Genomic DNA, 24,844 nt, shown 5'->3' on the forward strand with positions numbered 1-24,844 from the left:
GTTTAATAAGCCTTTTCAAAACATGACTTTTTTCTTCAAAAACATTCCAATCTATTACAACACCTTTGGGAAAGGGCCGGCAATAGTATTGCTTCACGGATTTCTGGAAAGTTCCACTATGTGGAAACCATTACTGCCACAATTAACAGCGAATAATTTAGTGGTTACAATTGACCTACCCGGCCACGGAAAGAGCGGTGTTATTTCTGAAATCCACACTATGGAATTAATGGCTGAAGTTGTAAATGAAATATTGGAGCATTTGCAAATTACCTCGGCCACCTTCATCGGTCATTCCATGGGCGGTTATGTTGCTTTGGCCTATGCGGAACTATTTTCAGAAAAAGTGAAAAAATTAATTCTTCTCAATTCAACACCCGAGGCAGATTCTGAAGAAAGACGAGAAAATCGTAACCGGGCCTTAAAAGTTATTGATCAAAACCCAAGCGCTTTTTTTAGTATGGCTATAGGAAATCTATTTGCTGAAGCTTCAAGAGAAAAATTTAAAACTGAAATTGAAGCTTTAAAAACAGAAGCTTATTCCTTTCCCCTAGATGGCGTGAAGGCAGCAATAAAAGGTATGCGCGACCGAAAAGAACGGACAGCGATTCTGAAAAATTTTACGAAAGACAAACATTCAATTCTGGCAGACGAAGATCCTATTTTACCACTTATAGAAGCAAAGCAGTTGGCTGAGCAATGCGGGGTTTCAGTAAAAGTTATTGAAGGAGGACATATGAGTTTGATAGAAAATGTAGACCCTGTAATGGAATATTTACTTTTTATCGGATAAAACTTGCCGTTTGTCTAAAAAAACCTTATTATTGAGGTATTAATCCCAATTAATTTAACATAGATGGATAAAGTTATGCCCCAAAGCCGACCTCCAATCTTGAGCCTTATATGCACTGCATTTGGCCACGATTACATCGTAACCCGAAAAATTACAGATCACATTAGCGAATACAAATGCACCTGTTGTGGCAGGGAGGTATCAAATAGTTATTCTGGTAAATTTGAAACACTAACTTATAAGCGACGCGAAGTGAACGAATGTTTATATTCTTTTTTCAGAAAAAAGAAAAGGCTATCAATACATTAAAAGTACGAAGCTCTACTTCGAGAACAACTTTCCTTTAAATAAAGGAAACAAGGCTCGTTTGTTCATTCCGGAATTTTATTCGTTATTATTAAGCGCATTCCAACCTCTTGCAATTATAGGTATTTTGGTTCCTGCCCGGCTAATTAAATGTACTCCTTCCTTTTCGTCAGTTATATGACCAATTATAGATAGGTGTGGATTTGCTTTAATTTTTGGGAAATCTTCCGATTTAACAGTAAACAGCAATTCATAATCTTCGCCACCGCTCAAAGCTATAGTGGTACTGTCAAGATTGAACTCTTCGCAAGTAGAAATGACCTGTGGATCTAGCGGAATTTTATCTTCATATAAATTACATCCCACTTTAGAACTTTTACAGATATGTAATATTTCCGAAGATAAGCCGTCGCTAATATCAATCATCGCAGTAGGTTTCACGTCCAGTTCCTTCAGTAAATTAGGAATATCCTTCCGTGCTTCGGGTTTTAGTTGGCGTTCTACCAAATAAGAATACGGCTCCAAATCTGGCTGCGAATTAGGATTTACTTTAAACACTTCCTTTTCGCGCTCTAAGATCTGCAAACCCATATAAGCCGCGCCAAGATCGCCGGTAACTACCAATAAGTCATTTTCTTTTGAACCACTTCTGTAAACAGCTTCTCCTTTTTTCACGGTCCCCAATGCAGTGATACTTATTAACAAACCTGTGGTCGATGAGGTAGTGTCGCCACCTACTACATCTACATTATATAATTTTGCGGCGGCTTCAATACCTGCATAAAGTTCTTCTAAAGCTTCCACAGGAAATCTATTTGATGCCGCAATACTTACCGTAATCTGTTGGGGCTCGGCATTCATTGCATAAATATCAGAAAGGTTTACGATTACAGCTTTGTAGCCTAAATGTTTTAAAGGCATGTAGCTTAAGTCGAAATGCACTCCTTCCAAAAGCAGGTCTGTTGAAACAACTAGTTCCTTTTTAGAATCGCAGGCAATCACCGCAGCGTCATCGCCAATGCCTTTAACGGTTGACTTTTGTTTTATTATAAAATTTTTGGTTAGGTGGTCAATCAGACCAAATTCACCCAAATCTCCGATACTTGTGCTAGCATTATCTTTGTTCTCAAACATTTTGAATATCTATTGCTGTTTTCGGCAAAAATACACCATCACTACCAATAAAAAGAAGCTTGAAGAAGTTTTTAGAAAATACAGATTCAATAATTTAATTTTGCATACTTCTAATACTATACTAATATTTAACCTTTTGCGTTTGTAGGTTAGGTTATAATATAGTTACATTTAGCCCCTTTTAAACCTTAAACACTACAAATGAAAAGAATTTTACCAGTTTTCGTAATGCTACTAAGTACAATAGTCTTCGCACAAACACCTTGTGAAAATGGCATGGCAGGACCATATCCTTGCAATGGCTTAGACCTTTTATCTCGATTAAGCCTTAATGTTCTCGGTTCTGACAGAGGAAACGATTCTTGGGGATGGACCGATCCACAGGATGGAAAAGAATATGCCATAATGGGCTTGGGAAATGGAGCAGCATTTGTTGACATTACAGATCCTGTAAACCCAATATACCTAGGCAAACTACCAACACATACTGACCCAAGTACTTGGAGAGACATAAAAGTATACAACAACCACGCTTTCATAGTAAGCGAAGCCAGCGGTCATGGAATGCAGGTTTTTGACTTAACCCGCTTGCGCAGTGTTTCCAATGCTCCAGAAACTTTTACTGAGGATGCTCACTATAGTGGCTTTGGCAATTGCCATAATATTGTTATCAATGAAGAAACGGGTTATGCTTATGCAGTTGGAACCAGCACTTTTAGCGGAGGTCCACATTTCGTCAATATCCAAGATCCTTTAAACCCCGTTGCGGCTGGTGGTTTCAACGAAGACAATTATTGTCACGACGCACAAGTAGTTATTTATAACGGTCCTGATACAGATTATACAGGGCGCGAAATCTTTTTCGGAAGTAATGAAGACAGAATTTCTATCGTAGACGTAACAGATAAAAGTAATCCAGAAGGTATTTCAGTAGGTTTCTACGGGAGTGTGGATTATACACACCAAGGATGGCTTACTGAAGATCAGCGATATTATATAATGGGAGATGAACTAGACGAATCAACTTTCGGGTTCAACACTAGAACCATAATTTTTGATTTACTTGATTTGGACAATCCAGTGGTACATTTTGAATATGAAGCAGATGTTGCAGCAATTGATCATAACGGATACGTTAAAGGAAACGATTTTTATCTTTCCAGCTACCGCGCAGGATTGAGAATAATTGACATTAGTGATATTGACAACAGAAATATGGTTGAGACTAAATTTTTTGATACATATCCCTCTAGCAATTCTGCACGTTTTGACGGTGCTTGGAGTGTTTACCCATACTTCGCAAGCGGAAGTATAGTAATAAGCGATATCGATAGAGGTTTGTTTATTGTTAGGGATTCTACGCTAGGAATAAACGACGTTTCAACTTCCAGCTTTGCCGTTTATCCAAACCCTGCCAGTGATATGGTAAACATTACATCTAAAGGAGAGCCTATCGTTCAAGTTGAAATTTTTAATATGCTCGGACAAAAAGTGATGGATCAAAATTTTGACGAAAAACTTTCCGAAAACGTTGATGTTTCAAACCTTCAGTCGGGTATGTATGTAATGAAAATCAATTCAACTACGACTAACCGTTTATTGATAAACTAAAAAACAACTACATATCCCCTATGCTACAAGTTAAATTACAGAATTTAAAAACATTACCATTTCTTTTTGCCTTTTCCATAATTATTTTCTCCTGTGGAAAAGACGACCCTATAGACAGTCCTGAAGAACCCGAAATTAGTGGTGAAATAGAGTTTGTTAAAACCTACGGCGGAAGCGGAATAGACGAAGCCGTTTCAACGGTTGAGGCAAATGATGGAAACTACATGGTTTTTGGTACAACAAGAAGCACTGATGGAGATGTTTCTGGCAGAAGCGGGAATGATAGTGACTATTGGTTGGTTAAACTAACTAAAACTGGAGATATTATTTGGAGCAGAACTTATGGCGGCAGTGATGACGAAAGCGGCTCGCGCATTACCAAAACCAATGATGGTGGCTATCTACTTAGCGGTTATACAACAAGTGATGACGGCGACGTTTCAAACAACGCAGGATTCCAGGATTACTGGGTTCTTAAAGTAGATTCCGCCGGTAATAAGCTGTGGGACAAAAGCTTCGGATATTCTGGGAGCGATCAAGCCTATAATGCTTTTCAGACTTCAGATGGCGGATATTTCATTACAGGTTATTTTGACGTTTCAGCAAGTGGTGGAGATGGCAACGATGTTCAAAAAGGAGTGCTCCACGGGGTTGGCGAATTTTGGGGAATAAAACTAAAGGCCGATGGTACCAAAGAATGGAGACGTTACTTTGGTGGCAGCAATAATGATAGAAGCTATGATGCTATAGAAACAGCAGATGGCGGCTTCTTAATGACAGGCACTTCAGAAAGTGAAGACTTTGATAAAACAGATTCAAAAGGAAGCTACGATTATTGGGCAGTTAGGTTAACCGCTTCTGGTGATTTGGTTTGGACCAAATCTTTTGGAGGTGACGAAATTGACAATTCCTATGCTTCCATAAAAACACAAGATGGCAACTATATTATGGTTGGTGATGCCCGAAGTAGTGACCAAGACGTAACCTCTCCTCGGGGCAATGCCGATGCCTGGTTAATAAAATTTGATGACAATGGAAACAAGATTTGGCAAAAATCTGTCGGAGGAACACAATTTGATACCGCACAGAGTATTGTTCAGCGCACAAATGGAGATTATATTCTTTCTGGCCACAGCCGAAGTAACGATGGCGACTTACTAAGCAACAATGGTTTTAATGATGCCTGGATATTTGTAGTTGATGCAAACGGTGGCTTAAAATTTCAAAAAAGTGTGGGCGGTTCTGGACTTGATTTCCTTTCTGAAGCCATTGAAACAACTGACAACAAAATTTTAGCTGTGGGTAATTCAGAAAGTAATGATCTTGATATTCCTTTAAACCAAGGCTCCAAAGATTTTTTAATAGTCAAATTAAAATAAATTTAACAACTTACATCGATTCATTCAATCTATGAAAAAAATAGCTTTTTTACTCATCTTGGCATTTGGCATCTTTGGTTGTAGCAGTGACGATGATTCACAACAAGAAGTTCTAGGTTGTACCGACCCGCAATCATTAAATTACAATATATCCGCTACCAAGGACGATGGAACTTGTGAGTATGAGGTTTTAGGATGCACAGATCCCGCATCTTCAAATTATAATCCAGCCGCCAATACTGACGACGGTTCTTGTATTTATAATAAGAATGTTACCTTCAATTTTACCCAAAATTGGGATGGACAATCTGTTACCAATGCAGATTTTAATAATACAGTTTACACAAATGAATCTGGAAATTTTCTAAACATTTCAAAACTTCGTTATTTAATTTCAAGAATCTCGCTTCAGAAGGCAGATGGAACAACCGTTAATTTTGAAGAATATAAATTAATTGATTTGACAGATCCAGCTTCTCTGAACCTTACGCCAGCATTAATGGCATCCACCGGTGATTATACAGGTATTTCATTTGTTTATGGTTTTAATGAAGCAGACAACACCAGTGGTGCTTATCCAGATTTAAATGCCGCAAACTGGAACTGGCCATCTATGCTAGGCGGTGGTTACCACTTTATGCAGATGGAAGGCTCTTTTGATGATACTAGCGGCGCGCCACAACCTTACGCCTATCACAATGGGACTGCCCGTGTGAGCAATGGGGTTTTTGAGCAAAATTTTATCGCTTTTGATTTTAACCAAAATTTTACAATTACCGACGATGCTACCATTGAAATTAAAATGGACATTTCAGAATGGTACAAAAACCCACTACTATGGGATCTTAACGATCGCAGTGTAGATTTAATGATGAATTATTTGGCTCAAAAAGATATGCATAGAAATGGTGCAACCGTTTTCAGCATAGGAGCGATTACACAATAATTTTTAAAATGAAGGAACGGTCAAGAAAAATATATTTTTTATTGATGGCACTTTTGGCAATAGGTCTTTTTCCCTCCTGTTCTTCAAACGATCCAGATATTGTGGAGCCCAGTGAAGAATACGTGCCAACCCCCAAACCTTTGACCGTTCCTCCCATTTTTGCAAGGCTGTTACCTCCGCCGAATATACCGGCTGACAACCCCCAGACTGAAGAAGGAGTAGCTCTGGGAAGAAAATTGTTTTTTGACCCTATACTTTCCGGAAATGGAACACAGGCCTGCGCCTCTTGCCACAAACCGAGCAATTCTTTCACAGACGACTTGCAATTTAGCGTTGGCATAGATGGTATTGCAGGCACTCGCAATTCCATGCCAATTTATAATTTGGCCTGGAGTATAAACAATAAACTTTTTTGGGATGGCCGCGCCCAAGGCGCTGAAATTCAAGCGTTGGAACCAGTTACCAACCCAATAGAAATGCACAATACTTGGGAAAACGCCGTTGCCAGTTTACAAAGCCATGTTAATTACCCAGAACTTTTTAAAAAAGCCTTCGGAACAAATAGTATAACCAAAGAATTAACCGCCAAAGCGCTTGCACAATTTGAGCGAACACTTATTTCTGCCAATTCGCCATTTGACAAATATGTATTAAATGAAGGCACGATCACACCTCAAGAACTGAACGGTTTTCAGATATTTATGGATGAATCCCGAGGCGATTGTTTCCATTGCCACGGAAACGAGAACAGCCCGTTGTGGACCGATAATATTTTTCACAATAACGGTTTAGATGCAATTATTACAGACAAAGGCCTAGGTAATGTAAGTGGCGACCCTAATGATGACGGCTTGTTCAAATCTCCATCACTCCGCAACCTGGCCTTTACTGCGCCGTACATGCATGACGGTCGTTTTGCTACTTTAGATGATGTTATAAATCATTACAGCGAAGGTCTTGTGTATTCCAGAACAATTGACCCGTTGATGAAAGCGGTATCCCGGGGTGGAGTTCAATTAACGGCATCAGAAAAAGCCGATTTAAAAGCATTTCTTCTTTCACTTTCAGATCCATCCTTTATCAACAATCCAGATTTTCAAAATCCCAATTAATTTTAAAGTTTTTTCCGCTTCAATAAACCAATTAAAATTGGTATGTTAATTATTGTTTAAAACTATCGCTTCATAGTTTTAAAATCCCGCATCCGTATGGTTGAAAGTGCTAATTGATGTATATTTGCCCTCTAATTTAGAATTAATCTACATATGATTAAGATAAGTGAAAATGCCAAATCAAAGATTGCACAATTAATGTCTGAAGAAGGCTTCAATATTGTGCAGGACTTTGTACGAGTTGGCGTTAAAAGCGGTGGCTGCTCTGGCTTGAGTTATGAATTGAAGTTTGATCACAGCCTAGGCGAAAACGATAAGCTTTTTGAGGAGGACCAAGTAAAAATAGCCGTGGACAAAAAAAGCTTTCTATACCTAGTAGGAACAACCCTTGAATACAGCGGTGGACTGAACGGAAAAGGATTTGTTTTCAAGAATCCAAACGCTAATCGCACTTGTGGATGTGGCGAGAGTTTTTCGCTATAAAAAGTACCCCTAACCCACGTGGTAGGAACTGAATATTGATTTACTGAATACTGAATACAAACTAAATGACGAAATATACCGAAGACGATCTAAAAAAAGAATTGGAAACCAAAGAGTACGAATATGGTTTCTATACCGATATTGAATCTGACACCTTTCCCGTAGGATTGAACGAAGACATAGTTCGCGCTATTTCAATGAAAAAAGAAGAACCTGAATGGATGACTGAATGGCGCTTGGAAGCTTTTCGTTATTGGCAGACAATGGTGGAGCCAGATTGGGCTAATGTGCACTACACGAAACCGAACTTTCAAAACATATCTTACTATTCTGCTCCAAACAAAAAGCCTAAATATGATAGCATTGACGACGTAGATCCAGAGCTTTTGGATACCTTTAAACGTTTAGGGATTTCTTTGGACGAACAAAAGAAACTGGCCGGTGTCGCTGTGGATATTGTAATGGACTCCGTTTCTGTGGCAACTACGTTTAAAAAGACTCTTGGGGAAAAAGGAATCATTTTCTGCTCTATTTCCGAAGCTATAAAAGAGCATCCAGAATTAGTTAAAAAATATTTGGGAACTGTTGTTCCTCAGCGCGACAACTTTTACGCGGCTTTAAACAGTGCCGTTTTTAGTGATGGTTCTTTTTGCTACATTCCAAAAGGCGTTCGTTGCCCAATGGAACTTTCTACCTACTTCAGAATTAATCAAGCAGGAACGGGACAGTTTGAAAGAACGCTAGTTATAGCTGACGAAAGTAGCTACGTAAGTTATCTGGAAGGATGTACGGCTCCAAGCCGTGACGAAAACCAACTGCATGCGGCCGTTGTAGAATTGATTGCTTTGGATGGTGCCGAGATAAAATATTCAACGGTTCAAAACTGGTTTCCTGGTAATAAAGAAGGTAAAGGTGGTGTTTATAATTTTGTGACCAAGCGTGGAATTTGTGAGAAAAACGCAAAAATCTCTTGGACACAAGTGGAAACCGGAAGTGCTGTAACTTGGAAATACCCGAGTTGTATTTTAAAAGGAGATAATTCTATCGGTGAATTTTACTCCATTGCAGTAACCAATAATTTTCAGCAAGCAGATACGGGAACAAAGATGATACACATTGGAAAAAACACAAAAAGCACTATTATTTCCAAAGGTATTTCAGCAGGAAAATCTCAGAACAGCTATCGTGGTTTAGTAAAAATTCTGCCAAATGCCGACAATGCCCGAAACTTTTCACAATGCGATTCATTGTTGATGGGCAATAGTTGTGGTGCACACACCTTCCCCTATATTGAAGTAAAAAACAAAACCGCCCAAATAGAACACGAGGCCACGACCAGTAAAATTGGTGAGGATCAAATTTTCTATTGTAACCAACGCGGTATAGATACTGAAAAAGCCATTGCACTAATAGTGAATGGTTTTAGCAAAGAGGTGCTGAATAAACTTCCGATGGAATTTGCCGTAGAAGCGCAAAAGCTATTGGAAATCAGCCTTGAAGGATCTGTTGGATAATTTATAGTCTCAATATTTTTATAATCTAAATCAGCTATCAATTATGAAAAAAATCATTTTGTTGTTAATGCTTTCAGCAGTAGTTCTTTCTTGTAAGAATTCAGAAGAAAAAAATGAGGATGCTACAGAAGTTACTACTGAAACAGTAGAAAAACTAACAGCCTATAAAGGAGATTTTATTGATTCCAACGGCGCAATGGTGCTAATGGGAAATAATTTTATTTATGGCGTAAAACGCAACTTGCTATCTGAAGAACTTTCTAAGCAAGTGGCGGGAGTAACAAAGAGTGATTTGGACATGGTTAGTGTAATAGTTCGCGGATCAGTCTCAAAAAACACTGAAAACGACAGCGAATGGGAAGAAATATTGACAATTACTGAAATTATGAGAGTTGCCGACAAACCATCTGAAGAAGTTATTAAACTAAATGAAACAGCAAAGAAAAATTAAAATGTTAAAAATAAAAGATTTATACGCCGGAATTGAGGGAAAAGATATTCTACAGGGAATAAACCTAGAAGTGAAAGCCGGTGAAGTACACGCAATAATGGGACCCAACGGTTCTGGAAAAAGCACATTGGCATCTGTAGTTGCGGGAAAAGAAGAGTTTGAGGTTACAAGAGGCTACATCACTTTTGATAACGAAGATATTTCAGAGTTAGATCCAGAAGAGAGAGCGCACAAAGGCATATTTCTTTCGTTTCAATACCCTGTGGAAATTCCCGGTGTTTCGGTTACCAACTTCATAAAAACGGCAATTAACGAAACCCGAAAATCAAAAGGGCAGAAAGATATGCCAGCTTCTGAAATGTTGAAAATGATAAAAGAAAAGGCAGATATGCTGGAAATAGACCGAAAGTTTCTTTCGCGTTCCCTAAACGAAGGTTTTTCTGGAGGTGAAAAGAAACGCAACGAAGTATTCCAAATGGCGATGCTTGAGCCAAAACTAGCCATTCTTGACGAAACCGATTCAGGATTGGATATTGACGCGTTGAAAGTTGTAGCTAACGGCGTGAACAAACTGAAAAGCGAAGACAACGCAGTAATAGTTATTACGCACTATCAGCGCCTCTTGGATTATATAATTCCCGATTTTGTACACGTAATTATGAACGGAAAAATAGTAAAATCTGGCACCAAGGAACTTGCTTACGAGCTTGAAGAAAAAGGTTACGATTGGATTAAAGAAGAATTAGTTTAAAAATAGTTATAGCCTATGGTTTGTGTTTTTTCATAACCCATAACTCATAACTCATAACTGAAAAAGATGAGTTTTAAAGACAAATTATTATCATCATACATTGCTCTCGAAGATTACCTAGAGTTTGATTCGCCATTACACGATGTGCGGAACAACGCCATTAAAATCTTTGAGGAAAAAGGTTTTCCTACAAAAAAGGAAGAAGCTTGGAAATATACTTCGCTCAATTCACTGCTGAAACCAGATTACAGCGTATATTCAAACAAAGAACGAAATGTTGAGCTTAAAAATGTACGCAAGTATTTCCTTCATGAAATAGACACCTACAAACTTGTTTTTGTAGATGGGGTTTACAATTCCTTCCTTTCAGAAACCACGCACGATTCGCTGGATGTTTGCTTAATGTCCGCAGCACTTAACAAAAGCAAATACAAGCCAATCATTGAAACATATTTCAACAAAGCAGCAAAGAGCGACAGCCTAACTTCGCTGAATACAGCTTTCACCAAAGAAGGCGCATATATTCACATTCCGGCGCATAAAGAAGTTGAAAAGCCTATTGAAATAATCAATTTTTCTACTGGTAATGAAGCCGCGATGTTTCTGCAGCCAAGAAATTTAATCGTGGTTGGGGAAAATGCCCACGTTCAAATTATTGAGCGTCACCAAAGCCTTTCCAGCAATGAAGTTTTGACCAATTCGGTGACAGAAATTTTCGCTGAAAAACGCGCTTATGTGGATTACTATAAAATTCAAAATGACGAGCCAACTGCTTCTTTGATAGACAGTACATTTATCTCGCAGCAACGCGATACGGTTTGCCGGGTGCATACCTTCACATTTGGCGGAAATTTAGTTCGCAACAATCTCAACTTTTATCAAAACGGTGAACATTGCGATTCTACGTTAAAAGGAATTACAATTATTGAAAGAAAGCAGCACGTAGACCACAATACTTTGGTACATCACATTGCGCCAAACTGTGAAAGTCATCAAGACTACAAAGGGCTGTTTGCAGAATCATCTACAGGTGTTTTCAACGGAAAAATTGTAGTTGAAAAAGATGCCCAAAAAACAGATGCTTTTCAACAGAATAATAACATCCTTATTGACGATAAAGCCACGATTAATGCGAAGCCACAGTTAGAGATTTTTGCAGACGATGTAAAATGTTCGCACGGCTGCACTATTGGCCAATTTGATGAAGACGCTTTATTTTACTTGCGAAGCCGCGGCATCGGTTTAAAAGAAGCCAAGGCATTATTGATGTACGCTTTTGCAAACACCGTTTTGGAAAGTGTAAAAATTCCAGAACTAAAAGTGCGAATCAACAAGCTTATCGCTAATAAAATTGGGGTTAGTTTGGGGTTTCAGCTTTAAAAAAACAGCCGCGAATTCACGAATAATATAATTTATAACTCGTGAATTCGTGGCAAACCATAAGCCCTGAATTACAAATTCATAAAAATTTTAAATGCCCTTCAACATTCAAAAAATACGTAACGATTTCCCAATCCTTTCCCGAAAGGTAAATGGCTATCCGTTAGTCTATTTGGACAATGCTGCTACTTCACAAAAACCGCAGCAGGTAATTGATAGCATCGTGGATTATTACAGCAATTACAATGCAAATATTCACCGTGGTGTTCATACACTTTCACAGGAAGCTACGGATGCTTATGAAGGAGCGCGACAAAAAATCCAAACTCATTTCAATGCCAAGGAAGCCTACGAAATCATTTTCACCGCAGGAACAACGCACGGAATAAATCTAGTTGCAAACGGTTTTTCAGAAATTCTAAAAAAGGGAGATGAAATAATCGTTTCGGCGATGGAGCATCACAGCAATATTGTGCCGTGGCAAATGCTTTGTGAAAAAACTGGAGCTATTTTAAAAGTGATTCCGATGAACAAGGAAGGCGTTTTGATTTTTTCAGAATACGAAAAATTGCTTTCGGAAAAGACGAAACTTGTTTTTGTAAACCATATTTCTAACGCATTGGGAACAATAAATCCGATTGCTGAAATCATTGAAAAAGCGCGCCAAGTTGGAGCTGCTGTTTTAGTTGACGGCGCACAATCCTGTTCGCACGTAAAACCTGATTTACAAAAATTGGATGTAGACTTCTACGTTACTTCAGCACATAAAATGTGCGGGCCAACTGGCGTTGGAATTCTCTATATGAAAGAAGAATGGGGCAACAAACTACCTCCCTACCAAGGCGGTGGAGAGATGATTGCCGAAGTTACTTTTGAAAAAACTACGTATGCCGGTCTTCCGCATAAATTTGAAGCTGGAACGCCCAATATTTGTGGCGTAATTGCTTTTGGAGCCGCGATTGATTATCTAAACGCTATCGGTTTTGAGGAGATTGAAAAGTACGAGAACGAGCTTTTAAAATACGCCACCCAAAAATTATTGGAAATAGAAGGCTTGAAAATTTACGGCACAGGCCCTGAAAAAACCTCGGTAGTTTCTTTCAATATTGAAGGCATCCATCCCTATGATATCGGGACGATTGTAGACAAATTGGGTATTGCTGTGCGTACAGGCCACCACTGTGCTCAACCTATTATGGATTTTTATAAAATTCCCGGAACGGTCCGGGCATCCTTTGCATTTTACAATACTTTGGAAGAAGTGGACGCATTGGTAAACGCCGTAAAAAAAGCCAAAATGATGTTAAGTTGACGAATAGCACACATTTAAAACTTGAACTTTGAATTCTTAAACTTTAAATTAGAAACTCATGAAAACACTTGCCACATTATCCATTCTCATTTTTACAATATTTTTTACAAGCTGCGATGAAACCAAAAAAGTAATCGACGTTGCCGGAAGCGTTCAGTTAACGGGCAGTTATACCGTTTCTTCAATAAATGGAAAGAAACTTACCAATACCACAAATCCAACTTTTACGATGTCAGCTTTGGATAACTCCTTCCGAGGGACCACGGGTTGCAATTCAGTTTTTGGAAACTATACCCTTGATCTTTACAGCATCGGTTTTGGCGATTTAGCGGTTAGTGAAAAAATGTGTATGGACAAAAATATTATGAAAACCGAAAGAGATTTTTTGGACGCATTGAATAATACTGGATCTTACGATTTACAAAATGGAGTTCTAACATTTTATTCTAAAACAGACCGCAGTGTTGTGCTCAGTGCTACCAAAGACACAAACAACTAAAAAAGAACTATGACGATTGAGGCAATACAGGAAGAATTAATTGACGAGTTTTCAATGTTTGAAGACTGGATGCAGCGCTATGAATATATGATAGATCTTGGCAAATCACTTCCGCTGATTGACGAAAATTTAAAAAACGACGATAAATTAATCAAAGGCTGCCAAAGCAAAGTATGGCTAAATTCTGAATTGAAGGAGGATAAAATCATTTTCACCGCAGATAGCGATGCCATTATTACTAAAGGAATAATTGCGGTTTTGGTACGTGTTTTCTCAGATCAAAAACCACAGGCAATACTTGATGCAAATACTGATTTTATTGATGAAATAGGTTTGAAGGAGCACCTCTCGCCTACCCGTGCAAACGGTTTGGTTTCTATGATAAAACAAATGAAAATGTATGCCTTAGCGTACCAAACACAACTTAAAAATTAAAAAAATGGAAACAGAAATAGATATGGCCGAGTTGGGCGAAAAAATAGTCGCAGTTATAAAAACCATATACGATCCCGAAATTCCTGTAGATATATACGAGCTAGGATTAATATACGATGTATTTGTAAACGAGGACATGGAAGTTAAAGTACTGATGACTCTTACAACTCCAAACTGCCCAGTAGCCGAAAGTCTGCCAATGGAGGTAGAAGATAAAATTAAATCAATGAAAATGATAAAGGATGCCGAAGTAGAAATTACTTTCGATCCGCCGTGGAGCCAAGAACTTATGAGCGAAGAGGCAAAGCTGGAATTGGGGATGCTTTAAAAAAAGTGTTCAGTGTTCAGTACGCAGTATTCAGTAAATGTGAGGAGTTAAAATGGCAGGCTGAGGGTAAACTAAAGTCGAAGCCCTTGCGAGACTTAAACAATATGAACGAAGAAATAATAAATCGCGTAGCGAACAGCAAACTTGTAACATTTAATCTTGAGGAACTATACCTAAAAGGTGAGCGGGTTTCTTTTGATATTTCGCAGTGGTTGCTGGAAGGAATTGTGCTTCGCGAAAGTGAATTTCGTGAAAATGCAAAGGAGTACGACTGGACCCAATATCAAGATAAATTTGTGGCTCTTTATTGCAGCACAGATGCCATTATTCCCGGTTGGGCTTATTTACTTTTATCACTTCATTTAGCTCCTTTTGCCGCAAAAGTTACCGTTGGAAACTTGGAAGAATTGGAAAGCATACTTTTTGCAGAATTACTTCAGAATTTGGATGTTTCAGAATTTAAGGGCAAATCAATAATCATAAAAGGTTGCGCCCACAAACCCATTCCGCAGAATGCTTATGTGCTCTTGGCTCAAAAACTACAGCCCATTTCTAAAAGTATTATGTACGGTGAAGCCTGTTCTTCTGTCCCTCTCTTTAGGAGGAAGTAGGAAATCAATTTTTTCCTTTTAAGATTTCATAAAAAAATTGAATTGACTCATTTCTTTGTCAATTTTTCAAAAGAGTGAGTATTTTTGCACAAACAAAACTCCATTAAATATGAATAAACTTCTACTTCTTGCAGTTCTTTTAGCTGCACCATTGGCACTACTTGCCCAAGAAGAAGCTCCAAAAGATACAATCCCAAATGGCTGGACACGCACTGGAAATCTTTCATTATTGTTTAATCAAGCAGCTTTCAATGCTGAATGGACCGGCGGTGGAACTTCCAATTATTCTGGAAACCTTTCACTAACTTATGATTTTAATTACAAGCAGGATAAGCTTTCATGGAATAACCGCTTAACCGGGGAATATGGCATCACCAAAAACAAGGATGATAAATATTCGCGTAAGACAAACGACCGTTTGGAGTTCAATTCCATTTTAGGAAGACAGATTAAAGAAAGCAATTGGTATTATTCTTTGTTTTTGAACTTCAAAACTCAATTTGCAAAAGGGTATGAATTCAATGAAGATCTTAATCCAGACAACGAAGGTTATCGTACGGAAACCACACATATTTTATCTCCAGCATATATTCAGTTTGGCCCCGGTATATTGTGGAAGAAAAGCGACAATCTGTATGTGAACATTTCACCTGCCACTGCAAAATTTATAATGGTTGATAAAGATTTTACAACTGTAAATGAAAGTGTTCCGGGTGCTTTGGATGCTTATAACAAAAATAAATACTTTGGAGTGGACGCTAATGAAACCACCCGATTTGAGTTTGGTGCTTCAATTTCTGGGTATGCAAAATTTAATATAATGGCGAATATTTCCGCAGAGAACATTTTGAATCTTTATTCAAACTACTTGGAAGATCCACAAAATGTTGATATTGACTACACCTTTAATCTTGTGATGAAAGTAAACAAATACATCACTTCAAACGTAACTTTTCAGGCTATTTATGATGACAATGCCGTGCAGGGTTTCCAGATTCGTGAAGCTTTGGGCGTTGGGGTAACGTACGGTTTCTAGAAAAATATAACACGAAAAAGAGCCGATTAAAATAATTGAATGGCTCTTTTAACAGCTTTACGTGCGAAAGACCTACTCCTCCTCGGTATATTCATCGTACAAAAAGCTGTTGTACGGAAAGCGGGTGGTGTGTATTTCTTTCACTTTATCATAAACAAGCTTTCTGAATTCACTAAAATTTTCTTTATTCAATGCTGAAATAAAGATAGCATCGCCGTTCAGTTTTGCCATCCAGGTTTGTTTCCATTCTTCCAGAGTGTAATGTGCTTTGGTTTTTTCGGTCATTAAATCGTCTTGTTCAATCTCCTCAGCTTCGTAAACGTCAATCTTATTGAAAACCATTATTGTAGGTTTATCGGCGCTTCCTATTTCTTCTAGAATCTTATCTACGGAATCAATATGATGTTCAAATGACGGGTGTGAAATATCCACAACATGTAACAGCAAATCTGCCTCGCGAACCTCATCCAATGTGCTTTTGAAGGATTCCACAAGTTGCGTTGGCAATTTTCTGATAAAACCTACCGTATCTGTAAGCAGAAAAGGAAGATTCCCAATAACCACTTTCCGAACGGTAGTATCCAAGGTTGCAAAAAGTTTGTTTTCTGCAAAAACATCACTTTTGCTTATTACGTTCATCAACGTAGATTTTCCCACGTTTGTATAACCCACCAATGCTACGCGCACCAAAGCGCCACGATTGCCACGTTGCACTTCCATTTGACGGTCAATTTTTTTTAACTTGTCTTTTAGCAATGCAATTCGGTCACGAACAATACGTCTATCGGTTTCAATTTCTGTTTCCCCCGGACCGCGCATCCCGATTCCTCCACGCTGGCGTTCCAAGTGAGTCCACATACCTGCAAGCCGTGGCAACAAATATTGATATTGTGCAAGTTCCACTTGTGTTCGGGCATAGCTTGTTTGTGCTCGCTGAGCAAAAATATCTAGAATTAAGTTGGTACGATCCAATACTTTACAATCCAACGATTTTTGAATGTTTTTTTGTTGGCTGGGCGAAAGCTCATCATCAAAAATAACTACACCCACCCCGTGTTCTTCCACAAAATTTTTCACTTCCTCCAACTTTCCGGTACCAATAAATGTTTTGGGATTGGGAACTTCCATTTTTTGTGTAAATCGTTTCAGTACTTCCCCTCCTGCAGTGTAAGCCAAAAACTCAAGTTCGTCAAGGTATTCTTCAGATTTTATTTCGTCCTGAAATTGTGTTATCAGCCCAATTAAAACTGTTTTTTCGTATGAAATGTCCGTTTGCTCTATCATAAAGTAATTTATAGAACAAATGTACAAAACACATAGCAAGAGTTTTTCGTACTTTACAAGCAATTAACACCTTTTCACTATTTAGGAATGAAAAAACTTTACACCGCAGCATTTTACAATCTTGAAACCCTTTTTGATACTATGACAGCAAAAATATTGGATGATGATTTTACGCCAAATACTGAAATAGACTGGAAAAAGCATTACAATAAAAAGCTGAAGAAACTGGGAAGAATTATTTCGCAGATCGGTTTCGCCGAGACTACACATCCTGCCGTACTTTCATGTGTTTCCAAAGTAGAAAACGAACCTGTGGTTCTGCACACTTCGATTCACTATACGAACGAGGAATTGATACCGCGCTCCTTTTCCGAAGAAATTATTTTGAAGTTTTGTAAAATAAAACAATGACCTTATTCTATTAAAAATTTAATAAATTAAGCCTTTAAAAATATTAACACCAATGAAAGGAAAACAACACATATTCATCTTACTAATGTTGATGTTTGTGTTTTCTATTCTTAAAACCCAAGCGCAGCAAGACCCGCAGTACACACAATATATGTACAATATGAATGTGGTTAATCCTGCATATGCGGGCTCCAAAGAAAGCCTTTCCCTTACTGCACTTTACAGAAACCAGTGGTCTGGTCTGGAAGGTAATCCTGTGACGTTTACCTTTTCGGCCCATTCTCCCATCACTAAAAAAATAGGGCTTGGGCTTTCGGCAATAAAAGATGAATTGGGTCCATTTCGCGAAACAAATTTGTTTGCCGATTTTTCTTATACGCTTCAGTTGGCGAGTAGCGTAAAAGTAGCATTTGGTCTTAAGGCTGGGGTAACCTTTCAGGATGTTGGGCTGGTAAATTTAGAAGTGCAGGATCCCAACGACCCGCTCTTTTCGCAGGATATAAATAATACGTATCCCAATATTGGCGCTGGTGCTTTTCTGTATGGCGAAAAATTTTATGTAGGTTTATCTGTTCCGAATATGTTGAAATCTGTTCATTTAGACGAAAACGGCATCAAGTACGGCTCTGAGACGAATCATTATTTTATTACTGCAGGATACGTTTTCCAACTTTCTGAAAACGTCAAGCTGAAACCATCTATTATGGTGAAATCTGCTTTTAATGCGCCAGTTTCTTACGACGGAAACCTGAACGCACTATTTTATGAGAGGTTTGAACTTGGGGTATCCTACAGATTGGACGATTCCTTCAGCGGCTTGGTTGGGTTTCAGATTACCCCGAACATTCGTGTGGGATATGCTTATGACCGTGTAATTTCAGATTTGAAAGCAGAAGGCCCACATTCTCATGAAATAATACTAACTTTTGATGTTTTCTTTAGTCCGCCATCAATAATTTCACCTCGGTTTTTCTAACCAAAATTTGCTTTTCAGCAGCCGGATTTTAATTTGAATTGATAACTATTTCATCAAATTCATAGGTTCCGTCAAAATCTTCCTCACCACTTCCCACATACTTTAAAGCTATGTATCCACCACCTGTGATACACTCCAAAGAAACGTTGCCAGAAGGAAACCATCTTGCAAAAGGATCATCGTCCTGTGTAATGTATGCCGCGGACAATAAATCCCAAGTTGCAGAAGTAATATTATCTGGATTTCCGTCCCAATCACTTGAAAATAGTAATTCCAAAGTACTTCCATCAGCAAAACTGTTTGAGGTTTTAAAATTCAAGGTTTCCCCATCTTGGGCATCAAAATTTACCTGCGGTGTAATAAGCCAAGCAATATTTCGGTCATCGCCAGAGTTGAACGCCTGCATTCTCGCCGAAATACCTAAGGAAGGGTTATTTCCGCCAGCGGTGTATGCTTCCCAAGTTTCAGAGCCAGCTTCCACGTAATTGGTCCATCCATTTCCCGTAATTGGATTTCCAGGGGATTGGGTTTCAAAGAAATCGCTAAATAGAACGTTGTTTCCCGTTGAAGACGCCAAACCACAATCAATTTCCGATGGGTCGCAACGGTCTTCATTATCAAAATTTATCGTGGAAGGATCATTTACCACAACATTGAAGATTTCTCCGAAGAAATTATAGGTGAGTATGCCATCTAGAGAGCCTCTTCCGTTTGGGAGAAGCAGTGCTTTAAAATCTGCAAAAGTGCTGGTACTGAAAACGGCTGTTGCCCCAGTGACGCAACTTTCCAAAGTGCGCTCTCCATCAAACTGGTCTGATGGTTCAGCTGCAAAGGTTTTCCGGTTATTGCCCACGGCATCATTGCGGTTAAACTGCACATCGTTAAGCCTGATGTACAGATTGGTTTTTAAATCAGTAAAATCTGAAATGTTTATTGGCAAGGGTTCAATTGCTGCCACATCCACATCGCGAATCAGAAAAACGAACATTGTAGATTCCGCGATTTTCTCGATATTATTTCCGTCTCTAATTCCTAAAGTGAGTACACCGCTATCAATACCCACAGTTAGGTTATTGAGCTTCACATAAACCTTTCTTCCAAATTCGAAGGTTGTGAAAAGTGGGCTCACATCTATTAAAACCTTAACGCCTGCGCTTGGATTTGAAACGCTGTTTTGAATAATCAATTCCTCAAAAAAGTTTCCGCCCTCATCGTTGGAAATTACGTATCCAGTAATATACTTGTCGTTTTCTTCAAAAGTTAAAATGGCGTCTGGGTTGCCGGTCGCGGTCTGCTCTTGTTCCAACAAATCGCGCAAGGCTGAAATTTCAATGACATCATTTTGGTCAATATCTGGTGGGACCACTTCAGTAATTGGCACATCGTAATCATCGTCTTTCACACAAGACAGTACCATTATCAACACAAAGAATAATAGTGCGCAGAGCTTATAGAGATTTCTTGTTTTCATAATAATGGTTTTATATATCATTTAAAATCGAACATATAGGTTTAAGTAATATGTAGTTCCGTAACCAAAGAAATAACGAGTTCCGAACACTGGAGTATCCCTGTTTTGTTCTTCCCGCACCGAATGATAATCTGCCAATCGCGAATCTTCAAAACCCCCCGTTTTGTAGCTTTGATCTAAAATATTACTTACGGTTGCGAAAAAGCCAAGAAAATAATTCCTAATTCTCCACGATTTTCCACCCACCACATTTATGAGCATATAGTCCTCAAATTCTTCTTGTTTCAAAAGTGTTTTTGCGATTTCGGGATCGTAATCGTTAAATGTTTGCCCATCAGCATCAAATGTAAAAGCGTCCGACCTTCTTAAAGTACTTACATCCACATAGGCATTTGAGAAATAGTTTCCCGTTACCCCAAACCACCAAAAAGCTGGGTCGCGATATTCAAAGCCTACTTGATATGCCCTTTCTGGGCCACCGGCAAGGTGATAATCTTTCAGTTTTGTTGTTCCATCGCCAAAAGTAAGTATCTCAAAATCTTCGCTTGTTAAATACTGTTTTGGATTGTTTGTATATACGTTTTGACCAAAAGCGGCGGCGGCTTTCAGTTTAATTGTGGGCGTTATTTGTGCTTCCAAGCCAAGCTCTGCCCCTAACTTTCTTGAGTTTATACCATTAATCACCTCTTGTACAAAAGCATTGCCGTCTTCAAAACCCTGAGCAGATTCAGTAAAGAAAAAGTTGATTTCGGTCTGCTCTTGGATTGTGTTGTAATAGCCGGTTAATCGGGCTTTCACAATCGGAGAACGGAAAATATAGCTAAAATCAACGTTCTGAAATTTTTCATCTTCCAAACCAATTACAACAGTATTATTTTGCCTAGAGTTGCTGAAAGAATTTCGAAGCGATGGAGCTTTTGTGAAATATCCTGTGTTGAAATCAAGCAAATGTCTTCCGGTTACTTTAAAGGTAGCTCCTGCTTTTGCGCCAAAGTTGGTGAAGCTCAGTTTTTCACTTTCACCAAGTGATAGCTTTCCGGGGTAGTTTCCGTTTTCAAATAAACCGTTTCGCTGATAGCTGGTTTGGGATGCCGTCGCAGCTATATAAAAGTCTATCTTGCTGTATTTGAACTGTCCCTGGGCAAATCCCGAAAGTACGTTTGCATTAAGTTCAAAATTATATTTATAGCGATCGCCTTCAGTAACTATTCTGTTTCTGTTTCGCAAATCGCTTTGAGAAACATCGCCCACGATGGTATTATTCGCTCCTTCGGCAAAATAGTCTACATCTAAATAACCGGTTCCTCCCAAAAGGTCTTTCATTTCAGCAAAATTTTCGCTTTTCAGACTTCTGTAACTCGCATTGGCGTTTAAGGTGATATTTTCTGAAATGCGACTATTGAAAATGGTATTTGCGGTAAATTGTGTATCATCAGTTCTGTCCTCTTGAATAGCATAGATTGAGTTTCCGCCAGAACTTCGTGCAATGCGGTTTGCTTCATAAAGTGAATTCCAGTCCAATTGTCCATCATTTATAAATTCCTGCTCAGCCAAATATGCCAATTGATAATCATAAGCAGTTAGATCTTCAAATCGCAAAAAATAACTTGGAAGCTTTTGATAATAATTGGGAGAAGGATTTCTGGCGCCGCCAATATAGGTCTGCTGTCCATCCACTTCAACCAAACGGGTACCGCCATTGTCGATGCGGGTATTTCCAATTTTTCCAGTTTGATACCCCAAATTAGTATTCAAAGAAGTTCTATTATTAAATTGCCAATAGTGATTCAGCATAAATACAGGTTCTTTTACTTCTTTTATACGCGAGTTCCTAATCTCATCATCTTGATAGCCCCAGTTAGGATTATAACCTATCCCCTTCAAACCTTTTACTTCATCGGTAATTGCCGTTGATTTTCCCCTGCGATTTGGCGTGTAAAAAGCAGATAAATTAAGGCTGTGATTTTCATTAAGCTTCTTTTCTGCGGAAGCAAAAAAAGAATTTGCGTCGTAAATAGTTCCTTCTTGAAAACCACCCTCGCCAAAACGTCTTGAAAGCAGCACGGAATAGGCCCAGCCATTTAGCAAAAGACCACTACTGTAAGAGGCCATTACCCGACCGCGATAACTTCTGTTTGAAGTAGCGTAAGAAACTCTACCTCCCTTGCGATATTGTGAAGCGCGCATAATAATATTTGTGGTTCCAGCCACATCACCAAAAGTATAATCGTTAGCCTGAAGACCCATTGAAAATTCCTGGTTACGCTGCAAATCATTGAGTCCGCCCCAATCTGCCCATTGTGGACGACCATCGTATTGCTTGTTCATTTCTATACCGTTAATGAGCACTTTGCCGTTGGCATTGTCAAAACCACGCGGATTGAAAAAAGTAGCGCTAAAATCATAAGCCGCAGCGTTTAGAAAAGCATCGTCTGAGGCTTGCAAGAGTCCCGAAATATTATAGGATGTTCCCTCATCGTCATTAAGCTCATTATCTGAAAGGCTAATAACGCCTATTTGTTGCTCCACCTCACTCAGGTCGATTGTCATTAAGATAGGATCAAGATTGATTGGGACATCGTCCCGTATAATTATTGGAAGTTTTAAAGTTATGTAGCCCGATTTTGAAACTACCAAAATTTGTTGTCCTTGCGGAAGATTTTCCTGTAGGAAATAGAACTCGCCCAAAGCGTTAGTTACGGTATTGAAGATAGTGGTATGAATGTTCATTTCAACATCCGGAATGGGCTCATAGGAATTGGTTTCCAGCACCCGCCCTTTCACAATGACTTCTTGGGCAAATGAAGATATTTCACCCAAAAAAACCACAAAACCGATAAAAATGAAGCGTTTCATCTTTAAACTTGATTTTAATATCGGGGAGAATTTAATGGGAAGAATATAAAATTAATAAAAAAATTATTATATCTATATAAATATTATTAACTTTTTACATTATAAATTTTATTTATCTTATGAGGAAGCCTATTCAGTATTTTATTTTTCTGTTCTTGTTTTGGAGCAGCTGTGCATTTTCACAAACAGAAAAAGAGTACAAAATAATCACGATTGCTTTTTACAACCTTGAAAATCTTTTCGATTACGAAGATGATCCACTAACTTTTGACGATGACCGCACGCCGGAAGGAAAAGACCACTGGACCCAGGAAATTTATGAGGCAAAGCTGGCCAACATGGCTAAAGTACTTTCAGAAATTGGAGAAGACATTACGGGAACTTCACCAGCATTAGTTGGGGTAAGCGAAATAGAAAACCGCAGAGTACTTGAAGATTTGTTGAACCAAAAACCCTTAGTAAATAAAGACTACGGTATTGTGCATTTTGATAGCCCAGATCGCCGAGGCATTGACGTAGCGCTCCTTTATCAGAAAAAACTTTTTACACCCACCAATTACAAAGCGTATGAACTTTTAATTTTTGATGATCAGGATCGCAGCAAGCGTGTCTATACCCGCGACCAACTTTTGGTTAGTGGCATGCTCGATGGTGAAAAAATTCATATTCTTGTAAACCATTGGCCTTCGCGAAGCGGTGGTGAAGCCCGCAGCCGGCCCAAACGAATGAAAGCTGCAGCACTCAACAAAAAAATAACGGATTCATTATTCAGCGAAGATCCTTATGCTAAAATTATAACCCTGGGTGATTTGAATGACGACCCAACCAGCCCCAGCATTAAGGGTGTGCTAAAGACCAAAAATGAGCGTGAGAATATGAAGATGAAAGAATGGTACAACCCAATGGAAGAAATGTTTAAAAAGGGAATGGGAACCTTAGCGTATCGTGATGGCTGGAACCTTTTTGACCAAATTATAATTTCCACCGAATTGACAAAAAAAGACTTTTCAAGCTATCGTTTTTATAAGGCTGGGATCTTCAATAAAAATTATTTGGTAACACCCCGTGGCCAATATAAAGGTTATCCTTTCAGAAGTTTTGTTAATGGATATACGGGTGGATATAGCGATCACTTTCCAGTATTTCTTTATTTGATAAAGGAAAAAATATCGAAGAATTAAACTATATAGGCGCGCGATTAATCGCGCGCCTATAATATGATTTTTATTCCGTGAAATTATATTCACGTTTTTTCATCACTTCATTCTTAAAACCACTGCGCCCAAGGAATTCTGCTGAGCATTAAAACCAAAGCAATGGTATAAAAAATCGCTAGGGTTTTAAATTTTCCTTGCGAAAGCAATTTCTTTTTATGTTTTGAATAGCCAATCGTTATAAATACAACAGTTAAAATCATTACAAGCGGATGCTCTACAGCATAGAGTCTATATTCCGAATTTTTCATAACCTCTCCCATTCCCGAATTGGTTATGTTTTGCAAGCCCAAAGGCGAAATAAAATAGAGTATTAGCCCAATCAGCAATTGAATATGTGTTACGATGAGAGCGAAGAGCGATATTCTAAAATCTTTAGCTCCGTATTCCCTTTTTGAAAAAAATCCTGCAAGTGCATTTATCGTAGCAAGAACTACTACAAGAAGCACCAAATAAGCCCAATAAGAATGAATAAATTGAAATGTTGTATACATATTTTTCTTTTTTGAAGTGTTTCAAAGATAAGGTTTATAAATAAAAAAAATGCCCCA

The 24,844-nt window shown here is 38.5% G+C and carries 24 protein-coding genes; 19 read left to right on the forward strand and 5 right to left on the reverse strand.

Features of this window, described 5'->3' with window-relative positions; all coding sequences use genetic code 11:
• The first annotated feature begins 22 nt into the window (after positions 1 to 22).
• Entirely contained in the window at positions 23 to 793 is a 771-nt protein-coding gene (locus ESV24_RS02530) for an alpha/beta fold hydrolase (RefSeq protein WP_111815020.1), read from the forward strand.
• A gap of 384 nt (positions 794 to 1,177) precedes the next feature.
• On the opposite strand, the gene thiL is transcribed toward ESV24_RS02530, so the two are convergent.
• A complete protein-coding gene (gene thiL, locus ESV24_RS02535; RefSeq protein ID WP_111815022.1) occupies positions 1,178 to 2,233 on the reverse strand; it encodes a thiamine-phosphate kinase in 1,056 nt (351 codons plus the stop codon).
• A gap of 201 nt (positions 2,234 to 2,434) precedes the next feature.
• Here thiL and ESV24_RS02540 point away from each other — a divergent pair, with 201 nt between their 5' ends.
• The 15 genes from ESV24_RS02540 to ESV24_RS02610 all read left to right on the forward strand — a co-directional run bounded on the left by ESV24_RS02540 (position 2,435) and on the right by ESV24_RS02610 (position 16,081).
• A complete protein-coding gene (locus ESV24_RS02540; protein WP_111815024.1) occupies positions 2,435 to 3,844 on the forward strand; it encodes a choice-of-anchor B family protein in 1,410 nt (469 codons plus the stop codon).
• Between the two features lie 20 nt (positions 3,845 to 3,864).
• A complete protein-coding gene (locus ESV24_RS02545) occupies positions 3,865 to 5,223 on the forward strand; it encodes a hypothetical protein (RefSeq protein WP_111815026.1) in 1,359 nt (452 codons plus the stop codon).
• A 31-nt stretch (positions 5,224 to 5,254) separates the two neighbouring features.
• On the forward strand, positions 5,255 to 6,169 hold the full coding sequence (locus ESV24_RS02550) for an MbnP family protein (protein ID WP_111815028.1): 915 nt from the start codon (positions 5,255 to 5,257) through the stop codon (positions 6,167 to 6,169).
• 8 nt (positions 6,170 to 6,177) lie between these two features.
• A complete protein-coding gene (locus ESV24_RS02555) occupies positions 6,178 to 7,281 on the forward strand; it encodes a cytochrome-c peroxidase (protein ID WP_200829512.1) in 1,104 nt (367 codons plus the stop codon).
• Positions 7,282 to 7,434: 153 nt separating this feature from the next.
• A complete protein-coding gene (locus ESV24_RS02560; protein ID WP_111815030.1) occupies positions 7,435 to 7,764 on the forward strand; it encodes a HesB/IscA family protein in 330 nt (109 codons plus the stop codon).
• A gap of 65 nt (positions 7,765 to 7,829) precedes the next feature.
• The gene (gene sufB, locus ESV24_RS02565; protein WP_111815032.1) at positions 7,830 to 9,278 is read left to right on the forward strand and encodes a Fe-S cluster assembly protein SufB; all 1,449 of its coding nucleotides are present in this window, start codon (positions 7,830 to 7,832) and stop codon (positions 9,276 to 9,278) included.
• A gap of 43 nt (positions 9,279 to 9,321) precedes the next feature.
• Positions 9,322 to 9,729 (forward strand): hypothetical protein, encoded by a 408-nt coding sequence (locus ESV24_RS02570; protein ID WP_111815034.1) that lies wholly within the window; start codon positions 9,322 to 9,324, stop codon positions 9,727 to 9,729.
• Between the two features lies 1 nt (position 9,730).
• Positions 9,731 to 10,480, forward strand: coding sequence for a Fe-S cluster assembly ATPase SufC (gene sufC, locus ESV24_RS02575; protein ID WP_111815492.1), 750 nt, complete (start codon positions 9,731 to 9,733; stop codon positions 10,478 to 10,480).
• 66 nt (positions 10,481 to 10,546) lie between these two features.
• A complete protein-coding gene (sufD, locus tag ESV24_RS02580; RefSeq protein WP_111815036.1) occupies positions 10,547 to 11,860 on the forward strand; it encodes a Fe-S cluster assembly protein SufD in 1,314 nt (437 codons plus the stop codon).
• Between the two features lie 94 nt (positions 11,861 to 11,954).
• Complete coding sequence (locus ESV24_RS02585) at positions 11,955 to 13,172, forward strand: aminotransferase class V-fold PLP-dependent enzyme (RefSeq protein WP_111815038.1); 1,218 nt, start codon at positions 11,955 to 11,957, stop codon at positions 13,170 to 13,172.
• 58 nt (positions 13,173 to 13,230) lie between these two features.
• Positions 13,231 to 13,671, forward strand: a complete 441-nt coding sequence (locus ESV24_RS02590) for an META domain-containing protein (RefSeq protein WP_111815040.1) — start codon at positions 13,231 to 13,233, stop codon at positions 13,669 to 13,671.
• A 9-nt stretch (positions 13,672 to 13,680) separates the two neighbouring features.
• Positions 13,681 to 14,106 (forward strand): SufE family protein, encoded by a 426-nt coding sequence (locus tag ESV24_RS02595; protein WP_111815042.1) that lies wholly within the window; start codon positions 13,681 to 13,683, stop codon positions 14,104 to 14,106.
• A 4-nt stretch (positions 14,107 to 14,110) separates the two neighbouring features.
• Positions 14,111 to 14,434, forward strand: coding sequence for an iron-sulfur cluster assembly protein (locus tag ESV24_RS02600; RefSeq protein WP_111815044.1), 324 nt, complete (start codon positions 14,111 to 14,113; stop codon positions 14,432 to 14,434).
• Positions 14,435 to 14,538: 104 nt separating this feature from the next.
• Entirely contained in the window at positions 14,539 to 15,045 is a 507-nt protein-coding gene (locus ESV24_RS02605) for a DUF2480 family protein (protein ID WP_111815046.1), read from the forward strand.
• Positions 15,046 to 15,154: 109 nt separating this feature from the next.
• Positions 15,155 to 16,081: a DUF3078 domain-containing protein gene (locus ESV24_RS02610; RefSeq protein WP_111815048.1), complete on the forward strand. Its 927-nt coding sequence runs from the start codon at positions 15,155 to 15,157 to the stop codon at positions 16,079 to 16,081.
• Positions 16,082 to 16,153: 72 nt separating this feature from the next.
• On the opposite strand, the gene hflX is transcribed toward ESV24_RS02610, so the two are convergent.
• A complete protein-coding gene (gene hflX / locus ESV24_RS02615) occupies positions 16,154 to 17,365 on the reverse strand; it encodes a GTPase HflX (protein ID WP_111815050.1) in 1,212 nt (403 codons plus the stop codon).
• Positions 17,366 to 17,452: 87 nt separating this feature from the next.
• On the opposite strand from hflX, the gene ESV24_RS02620 reads away from it, so the two are divergent.
• Together ESV24_RS02620 and ESV24_RS02625 are read left to right on the forward strand one after the other, a co-directional pair.
• Complete coding sequence (locus ESV24_RS02620) at positions 17,453 to 17,776, forward strand: endonuclease/exonuclease/phosphatase family protein (RefSeq protein WP_111815052.1); 324 nt, start codon at positions 17,453 to 17,455, stop codon at positions 17,774 to 17,776.
• Positions 17,777 to 17,828: 52 nt separating this feature from the next.
• Positions 17,829 to 18,752, forward strand: coding sequence for a PorP/SprF family type IX secretion system membrane protein (locus ESV24_RS02625; protein WP_111815054.1), 924 nt, complete (start codon positions 17,829 to 17,831; stop codon positions 18,750 to 18,752).
• A gap of 28 nt (positions 18,753 to 18,780) precedes the next feature.
• On the opposite strand, the gene ESV24_RS02630 is transcribed toward ESV24_RS02625, so the two are convergent.
• On the reverse strand, positions 18,781 to 20,223 hold the full coding sequence (locus ESV24_RS02630; RefSeq protein ID WP_146743131.1) for a DUF5689 domain-containing protein: 1,443 nt from the start codon (positions 20,221 to 20,223) through the stop codon (positions 18,781 to 18,783).
• 21 nt (positions 20,224 to 20,244) lie between these two features.
• Complete coding sequence (locus tag ESV24_RS02635) at positions 20,245 to 23,079, reverse strand: carboxypeptidase-like regulatory domain-containing protein (protein ID WP_111815058.1); 2,835 nt, start codon at positions 23,077 to 23,079, stop codon at positions 20,245 to 20,247.
• 119 nt (positions 23,080 to 23,198) lie between these two features.
• Here ESV24_RS02635 and ESV24_RS02640 point away from each other — a divergent pair, with 119 nt between their 5' ends.
• Complete coding sequence (locus ESV24_RS02640; RefSeq protein WP_111815060.1) at positions 23,199 to 24,260, forward strand: endonuclease/exonuclease/phosphatase family protein; 1,062 nt, start codon at positions 23,199 to 23,201, stop codon at positions 24,258 to 24,260.
• An 86-nt stretch (positions 24,261 to 24,346) separates the two neighbouring features.
• Here ESV24_RS02640 and ESV24_RS02645 read toward each other — a convergent pair whose 3' ends face one another.
• Complete coding sequence (locus ESV24_RS02645) at positions 24,347 to 24,787, reverse strand: hypothetical protein (RefSeq protein WP_111815062.1); 441 nt, start codon at positions 24,785 to 24,787, stop codon at positions 24,347 to 24,349.
• Positions 24,788 to 24,844 lie beyond the last annotated feature (57 nt).

The organism is Aequorivita lipolytica, from assembly GCF_007997135.1.
GTDB classification, from domain to species: Bacteria; Bacteroidota; Bacteroidia; order Flavobacteriales; family Flavobacteriaceae; genus Aequorivita; species Aequorivita lipolytica.

Excerpts from the sequence above, each read along its gene's own strand:
- ESV24_RS02630 (WP_146743131.1), bottom strand. The coding sequence starts at position 20,223 with ATGAAAACAAGAAATCTCTATAAGCTCTGCGCACTATTATTCTTTGTG.
- ESV24_RS02550 (WP_111815028.1), top strand. The coding sequence starts at position 5,255 with ATGAAAAAAATAGCTTTTTTACTCATCTTGGCATTTGGCATCTTTGGT.
- ESV24_RS02590 (WP_111815040.1), top strand. The coding sequence starts at position 13,231 with ATGAAAACACTTGCCACATTATCCATTCTCATTTTTACAATATTTTTT.
- ESV24_RS02600 (WP_111815044.1), top strand. The coding sequence starts at position 14,111 with ATGGAAACAGAAATAGATATGGCCGAGTTGGGCGAAAAAATAGTCGCA.
- ESV24_RS02545 (WP_111815026.1), top strand. The coding sequence starts at position 3,865 with ATGCTACAAGTTAAATTACAGAATTTAAAAACATTACCATTTCTTTTT.
- sufB (WP_111815032.1), top strand. The coding sequence starts at position 7,830 with ATGACGAAATATACCGAAGACGATCTAAAAAAAGAATTGGAAACCAAA.
- ESV24_RS02610 (WP_111815048.1), top strand. The coding sequence starts at position 15,155 with ATGAATAAACTTCTACTTCTTGCAGTTCTTTTAGCTGCACCATTGGCA.
- ESV24_RS02635 (WP_111815058.1), bottom strand. The coding sequence starts at position 23,079 with ATGAAACGCTTCATTTTTATCGGTTTTGTGGTTTTTTTGGGTGAAATA.
- ESV24_RS02625 (WP_111815054.1), top strand. The coding sequence starts at position 17,829 with ATGAAAGGAAAACAACACATATTCATCTTACTAATGTTGATGTTTGTG.
- sufC (WP_111815492.1), top strand. The coding sequence starts at position 9,731 with ATGTTAAAAATAAAAGATTTATACGCCGGAATTGAGGGAAAAGATATT.
- thiL (WP_111815022.1), bottom strand. The coding sequence starts at position 2,233 with ATGTTTGAGAACAAAGATAATGCTAGCACAAGTATCGGAGATTTGGGT.
- ESV24_RS02605 (WP_111815046.1), top strand. The coding sequence starts at position 14,539 with ATGAACGAAGAAATAATAAATCGCGTAGCGAACAGCAAACTTGTAACA.
- ESV24_RS02645 (WP_111815062.1), bottom strand. The coding sequence starts at position 24,787 with ATGTATACAACATTTCAATTTATTCATTCTTATTGGGCTTATTTGGTG.
- ESV24_RS02640 (WP_111815060.1), top strand. The coding sequence starts at position 23,199 with ATGAGGAAGCCTATTCAGTATTTTATTTTTCTGTTCTTGTTTTGGAGC.
- ESV24_RS02585 (WP_111815038.1), top strand. The coding sequence starts at position 11,955 with ATGCCCTTCAACATTCAAAAAATACGTAACGATTTCCCAATCCTTTCC.
- ESV24_RS02570 (WP_111815034.1), top strand. The coding sequence starts at position 9,322 with ATGAAAAAAATCATTTTGTTGTTAATGCTTTCAGCAGTAGTTCTTTCT.
- ESV24_RS02595 (WP_111815042.1), top strand. The coding sequence starts at position 13,681 with ATGACGATTGAGGCAATACAGGAAGAATTAATTGACGAGTTTTCAATG.
- hflX (WP_111815050.1), bottom strand. The coding sequence starts at position 17,365 with ATGATAGAGCAAACGGACATTTCATACGAAAAAACAGTTTTAATTGGG.
- ESV24_RS02530 (WP_111815020.1), top strand. The coding sequence starts at position 23 with ATGACTTTTTTCTTCAAAAACATTCCAATCTATTACAACACCTTTGGG.
- ESV24_RS02540 (WP_111815024.1), top strand. The coding sequence starts at position 2,435 with ATGAAAAGAATTTTACCAGTTTTCGTAATGCTACTAAGTACAATAGTC.
- ESV24_RS02555 (WP_200829512.1), top strand. The coding sequence starts at position 6,178 with ATGAAGGAACGGTCAAGAAAAATATATTTTTTATTGATGGCACTTTTG.
- sufD (WP_111815036.1), top strand. The coding sequence starts at position 10,547 with ATGAGTTTTAAAGACAAATTATTATCATCATACATTGCTCTCGAAGAT.
- ESV24_RS02620 (WP_111815052.1), top strand. The coding sequence starts at position 17,453 with ATGAAAAAACTTTACACCGCAGCATTTTACAATCTTGAAACCCTTTTT.
- ESV24_RS02560 (WP_111815030.1), top strand. The coding sequence starts at position 7,435 with ATGATTAAGATAAGTGAAAATGCCAAATCAAAGATTGCACAATTAATG.